Annotated in this window: 18 protein-coding genes; 14 read left to right on the top strand and 4 right to left on the bottom strand. The window is 36.2% G+C overall.

Translation table 11 applies throughout. The annotated features are described in order from the left end of the window. Positions 1 to 2: 2 nt before the first annotated feature. Genes H5163_RS08340 through pseI form a run of 3 tightly spaced genes read right to left on the bottom strand, consistent with a single transcriptional unit; the run spans position 3 to position 2379 of the window. Positions 3 to 245: an acyl carrier protein gene (locus tag H5163_RS08340; RefSeq protein ID WP_076923517.1), complete on the bottom strand. Its 243-nt coding sequence runs from the start codon at positions 243 to 245 to the stop codon at positions 3 to 5. Next, on the bottom strand, positions 245 to 1333 hold the full coding sequence (locus H5163_RS08345; protein ID WP_145239448.1) for an FkbM family methyltransferase: 1089 nt from the start codon (positions 1331 to 1333) through the stop codon (positions 245 to 247). Before H5163_RS08345 ends, H5163_RS08340 begins: the two co-directional genes overlap by 1 nt. Further along, a complete protein-coding gene (gene pseI, locus H5163_RS08350; protein WP_182718191.1) occupies positions 1330 to 2379 on the bottom strand; it encodes a pseudaminic acid synthase in 1050 nt (349 codons plus the stop codon). Before pseI ends, H5163_RS08345 begins: the two co-directional genes overlap by 4 nt. A gap of 186 nt (positions 2380 to 2565) precedes the next feature. Between pseI and H5163_RS08355 the strand changes: the two genes are divergently transcribed. From H5163_RS08355 to H5163_RS08420, 14 genes are all read left to right on the top strand, one after another. After that, the gene (locus tag H5163_RS08355; protein ID WP_076923520.1) at positions 2566 to 3291 is read left to right on the top strand and encodes a cytidylyltransferase domain-containing protein; all 726 of its coding nucleotides are present in this window, start codon (positions 2566 to 2568) and stop codon (positions 3289 to 3291) included. 68 nt (positions 3292 to 3359) lie between these two features. Beyond that, entirely contained in the window at positions 3360 to 4307 is a 948-nt protein-coding gene (locus tag H5163_RS08360; RefSeq protein ID WP_145239453.1) for an NAD(P)-dependent oxidoreductase, read from the top strand. Beyond that, positions 4304 to 4912: an SIS domain-containing protein gene (locus H5163_RS08365; protein ID WP_076923522.1), complete on the top strand. Its 609-nt coding sequence runs from the start codon at positions 4304 to 4306 to the stop codon at positions 4910 to 4912. The genes H5163_RS08360 and H5163_RS08365 overlap by 4 nt, the downstream gene beginning before the upstream one ends. Then, a complete protein-coding gene (locus H5163_RS08370) occupies positions 4912 to 6186 on the top strand; it encodes a hypothetical protein (RefSeq protein WP_182734915.1) in 1275 nt (424 codons plus the stop codon). The genes H5163_RS08365 and H5163_RS08370 overlap by 1 nt, the downstream gene beginning before the upstream one ends. A 3-nt stretch (positions 6187 to 6189) precedes the next feature. Further along, the gene (locus tag H5163_RS08375) at positions 6190 to 7185 is read left to right on the top strand and encodes a GDP-mannose 4,6-dehydratase (RefSeq protein WP_076923524.1); all 996 of its coding nucleotides are present in this window, start codon (positions 6190 to 6192) and stop codon (positions 7183 to 7185) included. 7 nt (positions 7186 to 7192) lie between these two features. Continuing rightward, complete coding sequence (locus H5163_RS08380; RefSeq protein ID WP_083707533.1) at positions 7193 to 7855, top strand: class I SAM-dependent methyltransferase; 663 nt, start codon at positions 7193 to 7195, stop codon at positions 7853 to 7855. Next, complete coding sequence (locus H5163_RS08385; protein ID WP_169019240.1) at positions 7855 to 8811, top strand: thiamine pyrophosphate-dependent dehydrogenase E1 component subunit alpha; 957 nt, start codon at positions 7855 to 7857, stop codon at positions 8809 to 8811. Before H5163_RS08380 ends, H5163_RS08385 begins: the two co-directional genes overlap by 1 nt. Continuing rightward, on the top strand, positions 8801 to 9856 hold the full coding sequence (locus tag H5163_RS08390) for an alpha-ketoacid dehydrogenase subunit beta (protein WP_076923526.1): 1056 nt from the start codon (positions 8801 to 8803) through the stop codon (positions 9854 to 9856). Before H5163_RS08385 ends, H5163_RS08390 begins: the two co-directional genes overlap by 11 nt. Beyond that, on the top strand, positions 9856 to 10626 hold the full coding sequence (locus H5163_RS08395) for an SDR family oxidoreductase (RefSeq protein ID WP_145239465.1): 771 nt from the start codon (positions 9856 to 9858) through the stop codon (positions 10624 to 10626). Before H5163_RS08390 ends, H5163_RS08395 begins: the two co-directional genes overlap by 1 nt. Then, a complete protein-coding gene (locus H5163_RS08400; protein WP_182734916.1) occupies positions 10627 to 12405 on the top strand; it encodes a thiamine pyrophosphate-binding protein in 1779 nt (592 codons plus the stop codon). Beyond that, positions 12405 to 13253: an FkbM family methyltransferase gene (locus H5163_RS08405; protein ID WP_145239468.1), complete on the top strand. Its 849-nt coding sequence runs from the start codon at positions 12405 to 12407 to the stop codon at positions 13251 to 13253. The genes H5163_RS08400 and H5163_RS08405 overlap by 1 nt, the downstream gene beginning before the upstream one ends. Positions 13254 to 13256: 3 nt before the next feature. Continuing rightward, a complete protein-coding gene (locus H5163_RS08410; protein WP_145239471.1) occupies positions 13257 to 14312 on the top strand; it encodes an alcohol dehydrogenase catalytic domain-containing protein in 1056 nt (351 codons plus the stop codon). Then, positions 14309 to 15757, top strand: coding sequence for a PfkB family carbohydrate kinase (locus tag H5163_RS08415; RefSeq protein ID WP_169019238.1), 1449 nt, complete (start codon positions 14309 to 14311; stop codon positions 15755 to 15757). The genes H5163_RS08410 and H5163_RS08415 overlap by 4 nt, the downstream gene beginning before the upstream one ends. Continuing rightward, positions 15754 to 16452 carry a nucleotidyltransferase family protein gene (locus tag H5163_RS08420; RefSeq protein WP_182731000.1) on the top strand — a complete coding sequence of 233 codons (699 nt, stop codon included), beginning with the start codon at positions 15754 to 15756 and terminating at the stop codon, positions 16450 to 16452. The genes H5163_RS08415 and H5163_RS08420 overlap by 4 nt, the downstream gene beginning before the upstream one ends. A gap of 4 nt (positions 16453 to 16456) precedes the next feature. Here the strand turns inward: H5163_RS08420 and H5163_RS08425 are convergent, their stop codons facing one another. Further along, positions 16457 to 18574, bottom strand: a complete 2118-nt coding sequence (locus H5163_RS08425) for a 6-hydroxymethylpterin diphosphokinase MptE-like protein (protein WP_182734917.1) — start codon at positions 18572 to 18574, stop codon at positions 16457 to 16459. Between the last annotated feature and the right edge of the window lie 2 nt (positions 18575 to 18576).

Here is an 18576-nt window from a genome sequence, read left to right on the forward strand (position 1 = left end):
AATTATTGCTTTGCCATAACCATATCAACAAATCCACTCACATAATTCGTCTTTGGATCAAGCAATTCCTGAGGTTCAATTTTTATACCGAAAGTCAATTCAATCTGCATTACTAATGTCAGAATCTCAAATGAATCCAAAGCTATATCATCCTTGAATGAAAGCTCTAAAATATTATCAATATCAACAGCGCAACCTCTGTCTGTAAAAAACTGATATAAAAAGTTAATAAGTTGATTTTTCATTAATGAGAACCTTTTGGAATACAATACAAAACGGTGCTTAACCCTAAATGTTCATGTACTCGTAAATACATATCGTAATTAGGCTGCAATTGATCGATAAATTGAGGGAGTTCCCATAAATCTTTCGGTTTATGGTAAACACAAATAGCTAGCACAGGCTGCTGGGTTTGAATTAAACTTTTGGCACCTTCAAGAGCAGCTAATTCGGCCCCCTCTATGTCCATTTTTATATAGTTTATATCCATAGCTTGACAAGTTGAGTCTAAATCAACAACAGATACTGAAGAATCATTTATAACTTCACTTTGTATAATATTGCTGGAGCTTGTTTGCCCTTGATTAAAATTAAGTAAATCAACACATTTCCAAACCCCCGAAGGGAATGCTTGAAAAGAAATTTCAGGATTATTTTTCTTTAGCCTGTTTTGTGTATTTGTAAGTGTTTGATAATTATTTGTATCGGGTTCAAATGAGGAAATATGCTCAAGTGTTATAATATTTTTTTTATGAAGTTCTACAAACGCCTCTACTGTATCCCCAGTATAAGCACCACAATCGATAAAACGAATTGGTGATTGAAAATTGAAAGGTATATCATCTGGGAAGTACTCAATTTTTCTATCCGGTTCAGGGTAGTCATCAATAGAAAGGGATGCCCTAAAAGCACACAATTTATCTAATATATTTTTACTTTTATCATCCCCCAAACGCGCTCGTAACCACTTAATACTTGGTAAATTCAACATATCATGATGACTTGTGCGCATCCATAAATGCTCTAGCTGTGCATATTCCTTAAACACTTCTGGGAACTCTCGTGCAGCCTCAAAAAAGCCAAGAACATTATTATAACCGAGCTCTTGTAGGTGCTCTTTGATTTGCCCTCTATTAGAGTTAACTAACGGCGTTACAGCAACAATGACTGTCATATTACGATCAGCTGTATGCTCATCAAAAATAGGTAAATTATACTTCATCTGGCTAACTAAACGTTGATCGATCCACCCATTAACTTGTAGCTTTTGCTTTACTAAAATTCTATAAAAACATTCTCCAAAATGACCCGCTCCGTAAATTAGATAGTTCATTTAATCGCTCCAACGTGATGCCAAGTCAAAGGCATACCTTTTTTAATCGCTTTCGTTGCGAGTCTGCCCGTTATAAATCCTAAATCCTTTGGCATCAGCTCACCTACACCAGGCCTTAGATTGACCACATTCTCTTTGTTCAAAACTTCACCAGCAGCAATATCCCTCACTGCAAATAGGCAACGCCTTGCTTTACTGGGCTCACTAGGGAAATGTACACTGCCAATAGCCAACTCAACTTGCCTAACTCCTTGAACTAAATCTTCAAGTTCATCTGGTGTCATGGAAAAAAAGCTATCAGCCGTTTCATCTTCTTTACTCATCACAAAATGCTTTTCTATAATTGTCGCCCCCATAGCTACAGAGGCGACAGGTATATGGTTACCTAATGTGTGATCCGATAAGCCTATTGGTACTTTAAAAACATCTGCTAAATGAGGGATTGTTTTTAAATTAATGCTTTGCGGGGGAGCTGGGTAGCTACTTGTACATTTCAATATAGCTAAATCTGTTACTCCTGCTTGGTGAGCAACTTTCACAGCTTCGTCAATCTCAGCAAGCGTTGCTCCACCTGTTGACATAATCACCGGCTTTCCAGTCGCAGCAACTTTTCGAATGAGGTCATGATCGATCAACTCTGGCGAAGCTATTTTATATGCAGGTGAATCAAAAGATTCCAATAAATCGACTGCAGAATCATCAAATGGTGAAGAAAAAATAGTGATACCGATTTCATTCGCCAGCTGAATTAAAGGGGCGTGAAAATCCCATGGCATATATGCCCCTTCGTATAAATCATATAAATATTGTCCTTGCCATGGACCTGTTGCTTCAAAATGCGGTAATTTACAATCCATTGTTAAAGTATCTGCGCGGTAAGTTTGTAACTTTATCGCATCAGCTCCGGCCTCTTTTGCGGCTCTAACTAACGCTTTCGCCTGCTCTAAATTTTGACCATGGTTTGCTGACATTTCGGCAATAATATACACAGGATGACCTGGCCCAATTTTTCTACCATCGATGGTAATTTCAGAATTAAACGCCATTTGCGCCCCTTAAATTGCACTGTCAAAAAATCATTAAATCAAAGCAAATTTCATACCTAATTATCTACAATAGCTTACAATTTGATAAACTATATTGATCCAAAAGGATTTTAACTTTTAAGTTATGTGCAAGAGTGTAATGATTTGCTATATTTATCTCAATAATAATTACGATTACCAGTGACCATGTCTGATGTATTAATAATAATTCAAGCACGTATGACATCAACCAGATTGCCTGCCAAAGTGATGTTGCCGCTGTGTGGCAAACCAGTGTTACAAATTATGCTTGAACGCTTACCAAACTGGCACGATCAAATCATTGTCGCAACAACTAATGATGGCACTGAGCAGCCTATCTTGGATTTATGCACACAGCTGAATATTAAAACCTACCAAGGGGATACACAAGACGTACTAAGCCGCTATTATCTGGCTGCTAAACATTATAATGCTCAATCATCTACAACCATAGTTAGGCTAACGAGTGATTGTCCACTGATTGATGAAGAGCTATGTAACAAAGTGATTAATGAAAGAGTGACTCAAACCTATGACATGGTTAATTTAGGTCCTCATAGTGGTTACCCTAGAGGACTTGACTGCTGCGCATTTTCATTTGATTTACTAGAGAATACCCATCTAAAAGCAACATCACCGGACGATCGTGAGCATGTTACGTTAGGCATGGCAAAATTTAATACTATAACGACTCACACATTCAGTGCGTATGAAGATTATAGCCACTTTCGCCTAACACTTGATGAACCAGACGATTACAAAGCAATTACCGCTGTTTATGAGCATTTTTTGAATAAAGTAGATTTTTCCTATAATGATTTAATAAAAACATTAAAGGAAAACCCTCACATCACCGATATAAATAAACATGTAGAGCAAAAATCTACTTAAGTTAGGCATAATAATTGTATGTCATTGAACATTATATTTATGACTACCAAAGAATTAGAGAATATTAAATGAATCCAAAAACAATATTAGTTACCGGTGCAACTGGCTATAAAGGAACTGTACTGGTTCCAAAACTACTGGCTTTAGGCCATCGCGTAATCGCGTTTGACATCCAATGGTTTGGTAATTTTTTGCCCTCTCATGACAACCTCTCAGTCATTAAAGGTGACGTACGCGACACTGATACGATTAACTTAGACGGTGTGGATTCTATTATTCATCTTGCTTCTATCGCAAACGATCCCTGTGGTGATTTAAACCCTAAATTAACATGGGAAGTGAGTGCGTTAGCAACTATGCGCTTAGCCGATAAAGCAAAGCGCTGTGGAATAAAACAGTTTATTTATGCGTCATCGGGTAGCGTATACGGCGTTAAAGATGAAGAGCAAGTAACTGAGGACTTAACGCTTGAGCCTATTTCTGAATACAACAAAACGAAAATGGTTGCAGAGCGTGTACTTCTTAGTTATGCCGACGACATGGCGGTACAAATTGTACGCCCAGCAACTGTATGCGGTTTATCTAAACGAATGCGCTTAGATGTTTCTGTCAATATGCTGACAATGCAAGCTCTAAAAAATGGAAAAATCACAGTGTTTGGCGGCGATCAAGTCAGACCAAATATTCATATTGACGATATTACTGATCTCTATATTTATATGCTGGATAATCCAGAGAAAGTCTCTGGTGTCTTTAATGCAGGGTTTGAAAATATCTCAATTATGGATATAGCAAAAATGGTACAGGCTAAAATAGCATGTGAGATTGAGGTTACTCCTTCAAATGACCCTCGTTGTTACCGTATTAATTCAGATAAGTTACTATCTACCGGTTTTACACCCAATAAAAATGTCGACACAGCCATTACCGAAATTATTACAGCTTACAAACAAGACTTACTTAAAGATGAAGACCATTTTTACAACCTTAAATGGATGCAAAGAGAAGTTTTATGACTAACAACCAATCTGCAACCACTATAGCCAAGGATTCAGTGAAAAACCTGACAACAAACTATGTGAACACCCTAACGGATGTATTAAAACAGTTAGATAGTGAACAAGTTAAGAGTCTTGTTGATACCTTACTTACTATGAAGGCAAATAACGGCACTTTATATTTATGTGGCAATGGCGGCTCAGCAGCAAATGCAATCCACCTTGCAAATGACTTTACATTTGGTATTAGCCCAGAAGGTAATGCATTAAAAGTTGAAGCATTACCAGCAAACAGCTCTGTTTTAACTTGCCTAGGCAATGACATTGGTTATGAAAATATTTTTGCACATCAGCTAAAAGTTAAAGCAAACAGCAATGATATTTTACTTGTTTTATCTGGTAGCGGTAACTCTGAAAATATAATTAGAGCGACTCAACAAGCACTCGACATTGGCATGAAAACAGTGGGCATTTTAGGATTTTCTGGCGGTAAAGTTAAGCCGATGCTTGACCAAGTTTTCCATTTCGAAGTCCAAGATATGCAGATATCAGAAGATACTCAAGTTATTGTCGGGCATATCTTAATGAAAGCTCTATACAATGCATTACGTGAGGCTAATTAATGACCACCATTGTCTACGGAATTACAGCCTCAACAGAAATGTTTATCCGATCAGAATATAATACTGACAATAATATTTTTGCTTGTACAAATGGTGGCGAATCATACAAAGGCACGCCTGCAAAATCATTAGAAGAATTATCAAAACTAGAAAAAAAACAAACGCTCCAAGTAGTAATTTGTTCTGAATTTGTCTTTGATATCTTACAATCTTTAAATAAAATTGGTATTACCACTAATCAATGTTCTTTTTTTAACCACATGAGCGGTAAGCTCATTCCTTGTATACAAATGCAATTTGATATTGATACTAAATCAACGTTATATGCTTTTTATGATCTCTCTTATAATTTGCCCTGCTTTGATGTAACTACTTTTATCGTTTTAGCTGAAATAGAACGAAAAAAACAAAATAAAAAAAATATTCAATTTGTAATTATCCCTAGCCATAGTGACGATACTCCAGGATTAAATGTATATCACGATAACGTTGATGCTAAATGGCGTATCGAAAAGGTTATTAAACCCATGTTTAATTGTCTTGCCTCATGCATAGGTATTGATCAGCCGATTTCGCAAAGTAGCCTTGTATACTATAAAAGCTTGAACCCTAGCATATATCCAAATAACTACTTTCAAAACCCTAGACAAGCAGCTGGAGATTTTAAATTATTAAAATCTTATGCCGAGCAAAATATTAAATTAAGTAACTTAGCACCTCCACAACAAGCTTATACTATTGTTAATGACTTCATAAGACATTACGTGGGCAAAAAAAAGCTAATAACAATTACATTGAGAGAATATTGGGCAAATTCCGAGCACAGAAATAGCAATACAACGGCATGGCTTGATTTTGCATTATCACTAGACCTCAATGAATACTTTCCGCTAATTATTAGAGATACTTATAAAGTAAGTGAGCCCCTTGAAGAAAAATATCAATCGCTTACAACGTATCCCCTTGCAGCTGTAGATTTAAGTATCAGGCTCGCCTTATACCATGAAGCGTATATAAATATGGGTGTTGACAGTGGTCCTCTTTATCCGATTAGCTATCTTGAAGGGGCTCGCTCAATCATTTTTAGATGGTGTTCGAATGATATTCCAAATCTATCAGACAGAACAAATAGCATGCACGGCTTTGAAGTTGGAAAAAATCATTACTTTAATGATAATGAATTTCAAATAAATGCATGGATGGATGATTCATTTGGAAATATTCAAACTCAATTTTCTCTTCTTGAGAATAAAATAAATAAGGCGGCAATCTAAACTATGAATGACTCATCAATTTTAGTTTTAGGAAGCAATTCATTTTCAGGGGCATCATTTTGTGCGCATATGCTAAAAAATGATCAGCAAATTGTTGCTGTTAGTCGCTCATCAGAACCTAATTCAGCATTACTACCATATAGTTGGCAAAAAAATGCAGATAAATTGCAATTTAGCCAACTGGATATAAATCATCATCTGCAAAAAATTATTGATATTGTTAAACAGAAAAAAATTAAAAAAATTTATAACTTTGCTGCACAAAGCATGGTTGGTCAAAGCTGGCAACATCCTGAACATTGGTTTATGACTAACACTGTTTCAACGATCAAGTTACACAATTCTCTTCGACAATTAGATTTCCTTGAAAAATACATCCATATATCAACTCCCGAAGTTTATGGTAGTTGTAACGGATTAGTACCAGAGCATACTAATTATCAACCCAGTACACCATATGCAGTCTCCCGTGCTGCTGCAGATATGAGTCTACATACATTTGCAGATGTTTATGACTTTCCAGTGGTATTTACACGAGCTGCCAATGTTTATGGTGAAGGCCAACAGCTTTATCGCATAATCCCTCGTACTATTTTATATGCCCTACTAGGCAAAAAATTACAGCTGCATGGCGGAGGGCATTCAACACGATCATTTATACATATTGACGATGTATCTTCAGCGACACAACTTATTGGCGAAAAGGGTAAAAATGGTGATATTTACCATATTTCAACAGAGCAAATGATCTCTATTCGAGTACTCGTTGAAACAATCTGCAATATGCTTAAGCTCCCATTTGAACAAGTGTGCCAATCGACTGAAGATCGATTAGGAAAAGATGCAGCATATTTATTAGACACAAAAAAAATTCGCTCCGAGCTAAATTGGCAAGATTCTATTTCATTAGAAAACGGCTTAGAACGAACAATTTATTGGATGAAGCAAAATTTAGATGTACTCGCCAAGCAAGAACATGACTATATTCACAAACCTTGAGGTAATCATGATAGGACAAGAAATAGATTTACTAAAAAATTACCCTAAGTCTAAGCGTGATCTTTCTGGTAGATTAGAAGCCAAAAGTGAAGCAGTTAGAGCTATAGCGCGCCAATTTGACGAGGAATTCTTTGATGGTGATAGAGAGCACGGCTATGGTGGTTTTAACTATCATTCAAGATTTTGGCAGCCAGTCGTGCCTGACTTTATTACGCACTTTGGCCTGCAAGAAAATAGCAGTTTATTAGACGTAGGCTGTGCAAAAGGATTTATGCTTTATGATATTTTACAACAGCTACCAACAATGACATTAAGTGGAATAGATATATCCCATTACGCATTAGACAATGCCAAACAGGAAGTAAAGCACTTATTACAACAAGGTTGCGCTACTAAATTACCTTTCGAAGACAATAGTTTTGATACTGTAATATCAATTAACACTATTCATAATTTAGATCTTAATAATTGTGCAAAAGCACTGCAAGAAATAGAGCGAGTTTCTAAAGCTAAAGCATTTATTACTGTTGATGCATATAGAAATGAACAAGAAAAAGAACGCATGGAAGCCTGGAATCTAACAGCCAAAACAATGATGCATGTTGATCAGTGGAAAGAGTTTTTCAAAGATACAGGCTACACTGGCGATTTTTATTGGTTTATACCCTAATGAAAAAACTTGATGCATATTTTGAATCATTAAGAATTCGAAAAATAGAAGAAATGATAGCCTTACGCTACCCTGAGCAAGAAATGAGATGCCCAACACATCTGTCAATAGGTCAAGAGCTAGTACCTGTTGTTGTTTCTAATTTTTTATCTAAAGATGATAAGGCTTTCAGTTCACATAGAGCACATGCCCACTATCTAGCCAAAGGCGGATCATTAAAGAAAATGATAGCTGAATTATATGGCAAGGCGACAGGCTGCACAGGTGGCAGAGGTGGCTCTATGCACTTAACAGACTTGGATTGCGGTTTTATAGCTAGCACTGCAATTGTGGGTAATAGTATACCACTGGCGGTTGGCAGTGCGCTAAGTCAAAAACTACAAAATAGCAATTTTTTGACCGTAAGTTATTTTGGTGACGGTGCAACGGAAGAAGGCGCTTTTTACGAGTCGTTAAATTTTGCAGCAGTTAAATCTCTTCCTATATTATTCATATGTGAGAATAACCGCTATTCAGTGTATAGCCCATTAGAAGTTCGCCAGCCGGTTAATAGAAGCATTACGGATTTATCGCAATCAATTGGAGTTGAAAGCTTTCACGCTGATGGAAATCTTTTAATACCACTAACCCATGCCGTTGAGAGTGCTATTGAATATATTAGAAAGAATAATGCCCCAGCACTCTTAGAGCTTGATACATATCGTCACAGAGAGCATTGCGGTCCTAATTTTGATGATGACTTAAACTACAGAGCCGCAGGTGAAGTCAAAACATGGCTTGAAAAAGATCCGTTAAAATTATTATTCGCGGAACTATCAGCAGATCAACATTTCGAGAAAACTCATAACGAAATGATTATCAAAATAAAAAATGAAATAGAAGATGCTTTTCTTTTTGCTGAAAATAGCCCTTTTCCAAATCCACAGTTAAACGAAGAGTTTCTTTATGCAAAATAAAACAACAACATTCGCTGAAGAAATAAACCAAGCACAGCACTGTGCCATGGCTGAAGACGATAGCATGATTTGTATGGGATTAGGTATTAATGATCCAAAAGCTATTTTTGGTACAACTACAGGCTTACAATCAAAGTTTGGCTCAGACCGTGTCTTTGATATGCCAACATCTGAAAATGCAATGACGGGTGTGGGGATTGGCGCAGCTATTACTGGCACACGTGTATTAATGACCCATCAACGAGTCGATTTTTTCTTGCTTGCCATGGACCAACTTGTAAATAATGCCGCTAAGTGGCACTACATGTTTAATGGGCAAATGACTGTACCTTTAACAATACGTTTAATCATAGGTAGGGGTTGGGGTCAAGGACCCACTCATCAACAAAGCTTGCAATCATGGTTTGCACATATCCCTGGACTTAAAGTTGTTACTCCAAGCTTAACTGATAATGTAGGACAGCTACTTTATCAAAGTATAATGGATAATAATCCAACTATTTTCCTTGAACATCGATGGCTGCATAACCAAAACATCGACAAAGAAACGTGCGTCGATTACAACTCAAACATGCAAACAACGAGAGTCATCAAAGAAGGTGAAGATGTCACTATCATCGCTAATAGCTATATGCTCCTAGAAGCCATACACTGCCACAACTTCCTAAAAAAACAAGGTGTTAACTGCGAGGTAATTGAGGTATCTGAACCGACAAATATTGATTGGCAAACTATTTATAACTCGGTCAATAAGACTCAAACCTGCATATGCACTGATATAGGACATAACTCATTTTCTGTCTCTAGTGAAATTTCAGCAAAAATATATGAAGCATGCTTTACTTCCTTAAAAAAACCAATAAAACGAATAGCACTCCCCTCTTACCCTGAACCTACGAGCTTTGGATTAACAAAAAAATACTACAAAACCAGAACTGAGATTACTAAAGCTGTATCTGAACTCCTTGATAGGGAAATATTTATGACCGAAGATGTAGAATTTCCTCACGATGTTCCTGGTAACTGGTTTAAAGGCCCGTTTTAATGAATCGAGTATTAATTACAGGAATAAATAGTGGTATTGGGCAAGCACTTGCTGAGCGCTTAAGCCAAAATACGATTATTCACGGTACTTATCGAGGGCGAAAATCAAACTTAGATTTTGCTGAACTAACAAAAGTTGATTTTAGCTCACAAAAAAACGTTGACGATTGGTGCCATAAAACGAACTTTTCAATATATGATAGTATAATTTTTGTTCATGGCACACTCGAGCCAATCGGTTCTCTATCAGATTGCTCTTATGACGATTGGGAAAATGCATATAGAATTAATTACTTATCTATAGTGCAAGTGTTAAGTTCAGCAGTTCTAAAAATGAAATCAAACTGCAAAATCCTGACCTTTGCTGGCGGAGGCGTCAATAGCGCCCCGACGAAGTTCAACTCTTATATAAATGCGAAAGTAGCATTAATAAAAATGACTGAAGTTTTAGCTGCTGAATATCCCGATTTAATCTTTCTAAATGTTGGTCCTGGCTGGGTAGATACACCTATTCACCAACAAACACTCCACGCAAAAGAAATAGTGCCGGAAGCATATAAGGAAACAGCCAGAAGATATGAGGAAAATGACTTTGTGTCTATGCAACTGGTCATCGACTCCTTAATTTTTCTTCTTGATAATGCAAATAGTAAGTTTAGTGGACGAAACTATAGCATTGCATCCAAAGAAATTTTTCATGAGGATTTTTTGGAGTCTCTTGAAAACCCAAATATCTACAAATTGCGTAGACTCAATAAAGAGCATACATAAATGAAACTAACGGATTATATTGCATCTTACCTTGCTCAATTAGATATCAAGCATGTATTTGTTCTGCAAGGCGGTGCTGCTTTACATTTAATTGACTCAATTGAAAAACACCCTTCGCTTTCAGCTATTGCAATGCAACATGAGCAATCATGTGCGATGGCTGCTGATAGTTATGCAAAAACACACCATGTACTAGGCGTGACTATAGCCACATCAGGCCCAGGCGCTACAAATTTATTAACAGGTATCGCAAGCTCCTACTTTGACTCTGTAGCTACTTTACATATAACTGGAAATGTAGCTTCATTTAGGCAATCGCATAAATTAGGGGTTCGCCAATATGGTTTCCAAGAAACCGATATTGTTTCTATGGCAAAGCCAATAACAAAGTACGCAATACAATTAAAAAGACCTAATGACATTATCACTGTATTACCTGAAGCTATAAAAGCAGCATTAAGTGGCCGGCCAGGGCCTGTGTTAATAGATATTCCTGATGACTTTCAGCGAGAGATATTAGATATAAAAAAAATACCATTTGAAGCTTTTAATCAATCAACTGTAAACCATAAAGTAATTCAAGAAAACATATTTAATAACTTCATAGTGTCATTAAAACAAGCGAAAAAACCTTTATTTATTCTTGGTGCTGGGTGCCATAACTCAGCAGAACGGTTAATTTCACTTGCAACAAAACTAAAAATCCCCTTTCTATCGACTTGGCCGCTCAAAGGGATTGCAAATCATGATGACGAGCTAAATCTAGGGAATTTTGGAACTCATTCTTTACGTGGGAATAATATCGTTTTACAAAATTGTGATTTTATCATTTCTATTGGGTGCAGACTAGATTCAAAAGCCACAGCAAAATTAGATACCTTTGCACGTGAAGCTAAAATCGCAATGGTGGATATTGACCATAATGAAATAGAGAAATTTGCCCAATTAGGCAAAGTAATCAACTATCAATTTCCTGTATCTGTACAAGTTTTTTTAGATGCTTTTTCACTGCATTGTGAAGATTTAATTGAAATATTTAAAAATAACGATGTGTGGCTAAATTATATTACGGATGTCACACAAGAGTTTAACTACATACCTGAATATAATTACAGTGGTGTAAACCCATATTTAGCTGTTGAGTTGTTTAGTGGTGCTTTCTGTGATGACCAAAATATATGTGTGGATACAGGTACTTGCTTACCTTTAACTCTTGTCTACGGTAAAGAGAAAAAAGGCCAGCAGTATATTTCTTCATATAATAATACCCCCATGGGCTATGCTTTACCTGCATCGATTGGTGTTGCCCTAGCAAAAGAAAAAGAAGTATTTTGTATAGTTGGCGATGGTGGTTTGCAAATGAATATCCAAGAACTTTCAACGTTAAATCACTTGAAACTTCCAGTCATTATTATTGTATTTAACAATAGTGGTCATTGTATGATAAAACAAACCCAAGATGATTGGCTAGACTCAAATTATTTTTCTGCTGATTGTAATAATGGCTTGCCTCACATAAATTTTTCTGAAGTTGCTAAAGCTTATGGGATCGACTCTGAAAAAGTTGAAAATAATGAGCAATTAAAATTATTAGTAGAACGTTTACACCTTCGCATGGATCAAGAAGGGCCAAAGCTTATCGAATTAGTAATTAACCCAAACTTTAGATATGAACCGATTATCAAGTATGGCAATCCATTAGAGAATATGAGCCCTGAACTTGCTTACATAAAACAAAAAAAAGCTATGCTTATACCCAGTTTGAAGGAAAATCTATAATGATAAACTTACACCAAGAGCTGGTTATGCTAGCTAGGAATACACAATCACACGTACAATCAAGCAGTGATTACCAGCTTCTTAACAAAAAACTATCAAAAGTAATTGCCAGCGCTTATAACACGACATCAACACCAACATTTTTATTAACGGATAATATTACATTTTCTCTTCCGTATTACGATATGGGCAATATTAATACGACTCATTTGTTTGGTATTGATGAGCTAATCATTTTAAGCTTTTACTTGAAAAATAAAAATAACTATAAGAATGTGTTAGATCTTGGCGCTAATATCGGTCTGCATTCAATAGTGCTGAGCTTATTAGATTATCAAGTTACATGTTTTGAAGCGGACCCTGAAACATTCCGCGTTTTAAAACAAAACCTAGAATTAAATAATTGTAAAAAGATTAAGCCAATAAATGAAGCCGCGGCAAGTTTTGATGGCAAAGCTGAATTTACACGAGTATGTGGAAACTTAACTGGAAGTCATTTGAGCGGCGCAAAAAGTAATCCCTATGGAGAGCTAGATAAATTTGAAGTTAAAGTTAATAACATAGGTAATATAGCTAAAGAATTTGACTTAATTAAAATTGATATTGAAGGTCAAGAAGCAGATGTATTAACTTCAATTTCTTCGGAGGACGCTTTAAAAATTGATTTTATGATGGAAATTAATGGCGAAAAAAATGCAAAAACTATTTTCGACTACAGTTTACAAGTCGGCTTAAATATTTTTCTTCAAAAAAATGATTGGAAAAAAGTGAACTCTCTTGCCGAATTACCCCTAAGTCATAGAGAAGGTAGTGTTTTCCTTTCTAGTAAAAATAAGATGCCTTGGTAAAATATGAATATTCCAACTTATTTTAAAGCAGGTGTATTAATAGATATAGAGCAGCCCCTTCAACTACTCGATTTAAAAATACCGTATTTGAAAGATAATCAAGTTCTGGTGAAAATGCATATGGCTGGCTTGTGTAGAAGCCAGCTGATGGAGAGTAAAGGCCTTAGAGGAGAAGACAAGTATTTGCCCCACTTAATGGGTCATGAAGGTGTAGGTGAAGTAATAGCAGTTGGCAATAGTGTTACCAAGGTTAAACAAGGAAATCGTGTCGTTCTTGGTTGGCTAAAAGGCAGTGGAATCGATTCCGGTGGGACACATCTAATTAGCAAAGAGGGTCAAATTATCAATGCAGGTCCAGTTACGACTTTTTCAGAGTACTCTGTTATATCTGAGAATAGAGTAACCATTTGCCCTGAAGGTATTTCAAATGAGTTAGCTGTTTTACTCGGTTGCGCCCTCCCCACAGGAGCCGGTATGGTTCTAAACCAGATACAACCACACTCTAATAGTAATGTGATATTAATCGGACTAGGTGGTATAGGCATAAGTGCACTATTAATGCTTAAACATTTCAGACCAAAAAAAATCATAGTTGTAGATATTGAACAATCTAAATGTGACTTAGCACTACAACTAGGCGCCGATGAAGCTTATTTATATGAAGAAGCAAGCCTAGCTTTACTCAAAGAGCAACACCCTAACGGCTTTGATTATGCTATTGAGAGTGCTGGACTATGTGAAACCATAGAATTCGCTTTTAATAATATACATAACAGCGGTAAATGCTATTTTGCCTCACATCCAAAAACTGGCGATTTTATAAAGTTAGATCCTCATCAACTAATTTGTGGAAAGCAAATTTTTGGAACTTGGGGAGGTAATTGTAATCCAGACAAAGATTTAAAATCGATTGCAGATATTATTCAAAAACTTGAAATATCTATTAATTCTTTGATAAGCCATCGCTATTCTTTGAATCAAATCAATGAAGCAATATCGGCGCTCGAACGAAGAGAAATTACCAGAGCCATCATTACTTTTGAGAATATTGAAGTATGAATAAGCAAGTCCTTGTTCAAGGAAACTTTGACATTTTACACCCTGGCCACATTCGCTTACTTCGTTTTGCAAAAGAGTGTGGTGATAAACTAATTGTTGCTGTTAACAGCGACAAATCTATGGGGTTAAAGAGTCGGGTAAACGAACAACATCGCCTAGAGATGGTTCAATCCCTCGAATGTGTGAATGAAGCATTTTTATCAGATTTAACTCCAGCAGAAACCGTAAAGAGCCTCAAGCCTCATATTGTCGTGAAAGGTAAAGAGTTTGAAAGTAGGCACAATCCTGAGCATGCTCTTGTTGAAATGTACGGAGGAAAGCTTATTTTTGGCTCTGGTGAGTTCGAATCTAATTCCGAACAATATATTACAAGAACAATAAGCCATGGTCATAACTTTGATTACAAAAAATGCCAAAGTTATGCAACAAGGCATCAGTTTGATTATCAATCAATCAACACGGTATTTTCTCAATTTAGTGAAAACCGTGTTGCTGTAATTGGCGAAATAATCGTCGATGAATATATCCAAGGTACTGCGGTAGGCTTATCTCAGGAGGATCCTACCATAGTGATGACACCAGATAGAACGGATACATTTTTAGGCGGAGCAGCAATTACAGCAGGTCATATAAAAGGGCTAGGAGCTAATCAAGTTACGCTTTTCTCGGTACTTGGCAAAGATGATAAAGCTGATTACGTAAAAAATCATATTAACGCATACAATATTGATACTATACTTTTCGATGATGGCAGTCGCCCTACACCATTAAAATCACGATATAGAGCTGGGAATAAAACACTTCTAAGGGTCAATCAAGTTCGACAGCATAAAATTTCTAAAGAAATTCAAACCGATTTATACTTGCAACTTGAAAGTAGTATTAACAACTTCGATTTACTGGTATTTTCTGATTTTAATTATGGATTATTACCTCAAACTCTGGTCGATAAAGTCATTGCTTTATGCAAAGAAAACAATGTACGTGTTGTCGCAGACAGCCAAACCTCTTCTCAAGTTGGTGACATTGCCCGTTATAAAGATATGATGCTAATAACACCAACAGAAAAAGAAGTCCGTGTTGCTCTGAATAACATTGATGATGGTCTACCTATTTTAGCGCAAAAACTGTGTGAAAAAGCTAATCCGATGTCGTTGGTTATTACCCTTGCGGGAGAAGGTATTTTTATCCATCTACCAGATCAAAATGGCCAATGGGAAAATGATATGCTTCCTGCGATTAACCGTAATGCGGTTGATCCTGCGGGAGCTGGTGATTGCTTCTTAGCTGCCAGTAGCCTTGCTTTGTGCTCAGGTGCAACACCGTGGCAGGCATTTTATATTGCAAGTATTGCAGCCGCTTGCCAAGTAGATACACTAGGAAATCAGCCACTGTCTTTTAACACGCTCCAGCAACGAGTACTGGAGTCATTCAAAAATATATGAAAGCGATATTGCTAGCAGCAGGATTAGGCACTCGGTTAAAACCTTTGACTAATACAATTCCAAAATGTTTAGTGCCAATCTCCGGACGCCCTCTTCTATCTTACTGGTTAGAGAAGCTAGATAATTTAGGTGTATCTGAAATACTAATTAACGTCCATTATCTAGCTGAGCAGGTCGAAAGCTACATCAGCCAATCGCCCTATAGAAATAAAATAACCATTGTTAAAGAAAGTACATTACTTGGTACTGGCGGCACATTAATTAAAAATGCTCACTTTTGGAAAGATGAACAAGTGATTGTGATCCATGCTGATAATTTCTGCCTCAGTGATTTAAAAGGCTTAATTCACGTTCATAACACTAAACCGGGCAACGTAGATGTGTCACTACTACTGTTTACTTCATGTCAACCGAGTCAATGCGGTATTGTAGTTATGGACACCAATAATGTCATCCATGAATTTCATGAGAAAGTAGCTAACCCTCCTGGAAATATCGCAAGCGGAGCACTCTTTGTTTTTTCTAATTCTGTTTATGAGCGGTATTTTAAAGAATTAAAAGAAGATAAATTTTATGATTTAAGCAAAGACATAGTGCCTAACATGATTGGAAAAATGCAAGGGTGGATCGTAGATAATGAATATATGGATATAGGCACGCCCGAGAGTTATCAGCGTGCCCAAAAACTGGTATAAAAGATTACGAGCCTTGGTTCATAATTTTAAGCTGTTCATCATTAAGAAAATCACAGGGCTTTTTGTAGTTATCTTCAAAGTAGTCTCTCATATCAACAATATAATTTTGCCAAAGTAAAAAAAGCTCATCAAATTGTTCTAATGTAAACGTTTCATTTTCATAACTATAAAGCAATGTAATTAGTGGGCAGTGATAATATAATAATGACCCTTTCATCATATGATAAATATGACCTAATGGTGAATTTTTAAATGAATACACATACCGTTGCTGTCTTTTAAGCAAATCTGCAGCTTCTTTGATTGTTGTATAAGGCTCGTTACTAATAACTAACAGATGGTCACACATATCAATAAAGCGCTGTATTTCGTAATCTTCATCGTTTAATTTATCCAAATTCAGGTTTTCAAAATATCGCGTCTTGATTAACTCCAGCAAAGGAGGCTTATCTAAGCTGTTTTCTGGATCAATTAATATATCAGCAGCTAATGAAATAGCGCCTTTAATTTTAGCCCCGTTACCAATATTGAATACATCAACTGCAGGAAATATTTCCAACAGCTTTTCTATTTGGCTATGCGATACTTTGTATAAATCATTAGTGTAAACAAAGCTATCACTTAAATTACCAGGTAAAGTTTTTTCCGTGACAGGTGCACAACTGATTCCTTTTTCATCATCTTTATCTTTTTTATAAAAACTGTGATCACTATGATGTTTACCTGTGGGTAAGCTTCCATTATCAACACCAAATAAATACACATTTTTAAAACCAAAATTTAAAAATAACGAGAGTGCAGTATTAGATACAAGTGGATTACTATATGGAATTAATGGCAGTGTTTTAGAGCGATTTTTTAATGATAAAAAATTAATGAAATCAGTACCACCTTCATTCCCTTTTAATGCTAACCCTGACCACTTATATAGCTCGGTTGTCTTAGGATGGACCATATTAACGGCTAGTAAATTAACTCGTTTATACGCTTCGATCGGTAAGGAATCAGCGACTATTTTGTAGTTTGCATAAGGTCTTTCTACTAGTACATGAAAGTCCGCCTGGATCCCCAATCGCTCTAAAGAAACAATGGCAGATCCTGCAGCTACAACAATCCCTTTATTCTGATTATTTTTCAAATATTCAACAGCTTCATCTAAAGATGGGCCATTGCCAATTATAAATACAGGTATATCTAATAACGAAGCAGGTAAACTCGCTTTATTTGTAAGAAAAGACTGATTACTTTCAATATGAGCTATCGAGTGTGCAAACCCAGTTATTGCATCATTGAAAAAGCCGTGCCCCATTTGAAAACGAAAATAATCCGCAGCCCAGTTGGCTATTAACTCATTAATTTCACGTCCAGGTGTATGCTGATAACAAAAGCTTCTTACAGCGGAAAATGCTCCTATATCTTCAACTACATTTTCTAAATCTTGAATAAACGTGTTTTTATCTGCTCCCAGATTAAAGAAAAGGCAGTTTCCTTGGTCATCAATTTTTTTAATAACATCAAACCAATCAATACAAAATAAGCTTGCATAAAACTGCTCGATATCTGGCTCAATAATAAATAAATAATCAAACTCAGTATGATTTAATAATTCAGGTATGTGATAGCCTAATCCCACTCCAAAAATAATTCCCGATGGGAAGTGACAAGGTAATTGGGCTATTTTTTTCTCGTCATACTTGCGCAATTTACGCATAAACTGACCAAGCTTAACCATATACTCTGTATGAAGACGTTTATCAGAACTGCTATCTGGGTAGCCTGTATAATCTGTTAAGCTAAAAACAGGATGTTCAATCTGACGCCTAACCTGCTCCTGGCTCTGCTCGAGAGGGTTTTGAGAATAAAGGAGAGCTAATGCATTTTTAGGTATAATATTTCCATGACCACTTTGCGTGACATGAATACAAAAATCATCGCGGAGTTGCAGCTTAGATAAAGCTGCTACAATCTCAGGGTAATAATGAGTGAAACATTGCCAATTCTTTTCAAATCGCTCATTTGCTTCTGTAGCAAAAATAGCCTCTCTTTCTTGATGTTTAATAGTTTTTTCAAGTTTTTCTGAGATGTGCTCAAGCTCGTTATTAATATCTATATTCTTTATCATGT

This window comes from Pseudoalteromonas sp. SG44-8 (assembly GCF_014164125.1).
In the GTDB taxonomy this organism is placed as follows: domain Bacteria; phylum Pseudomonadota; class Gammaproteobacteria; order Enterobacterales; family Alteromonadaceae; genus Pseudoalteromonas; species Pseudoalteromonas rhizosphaerae.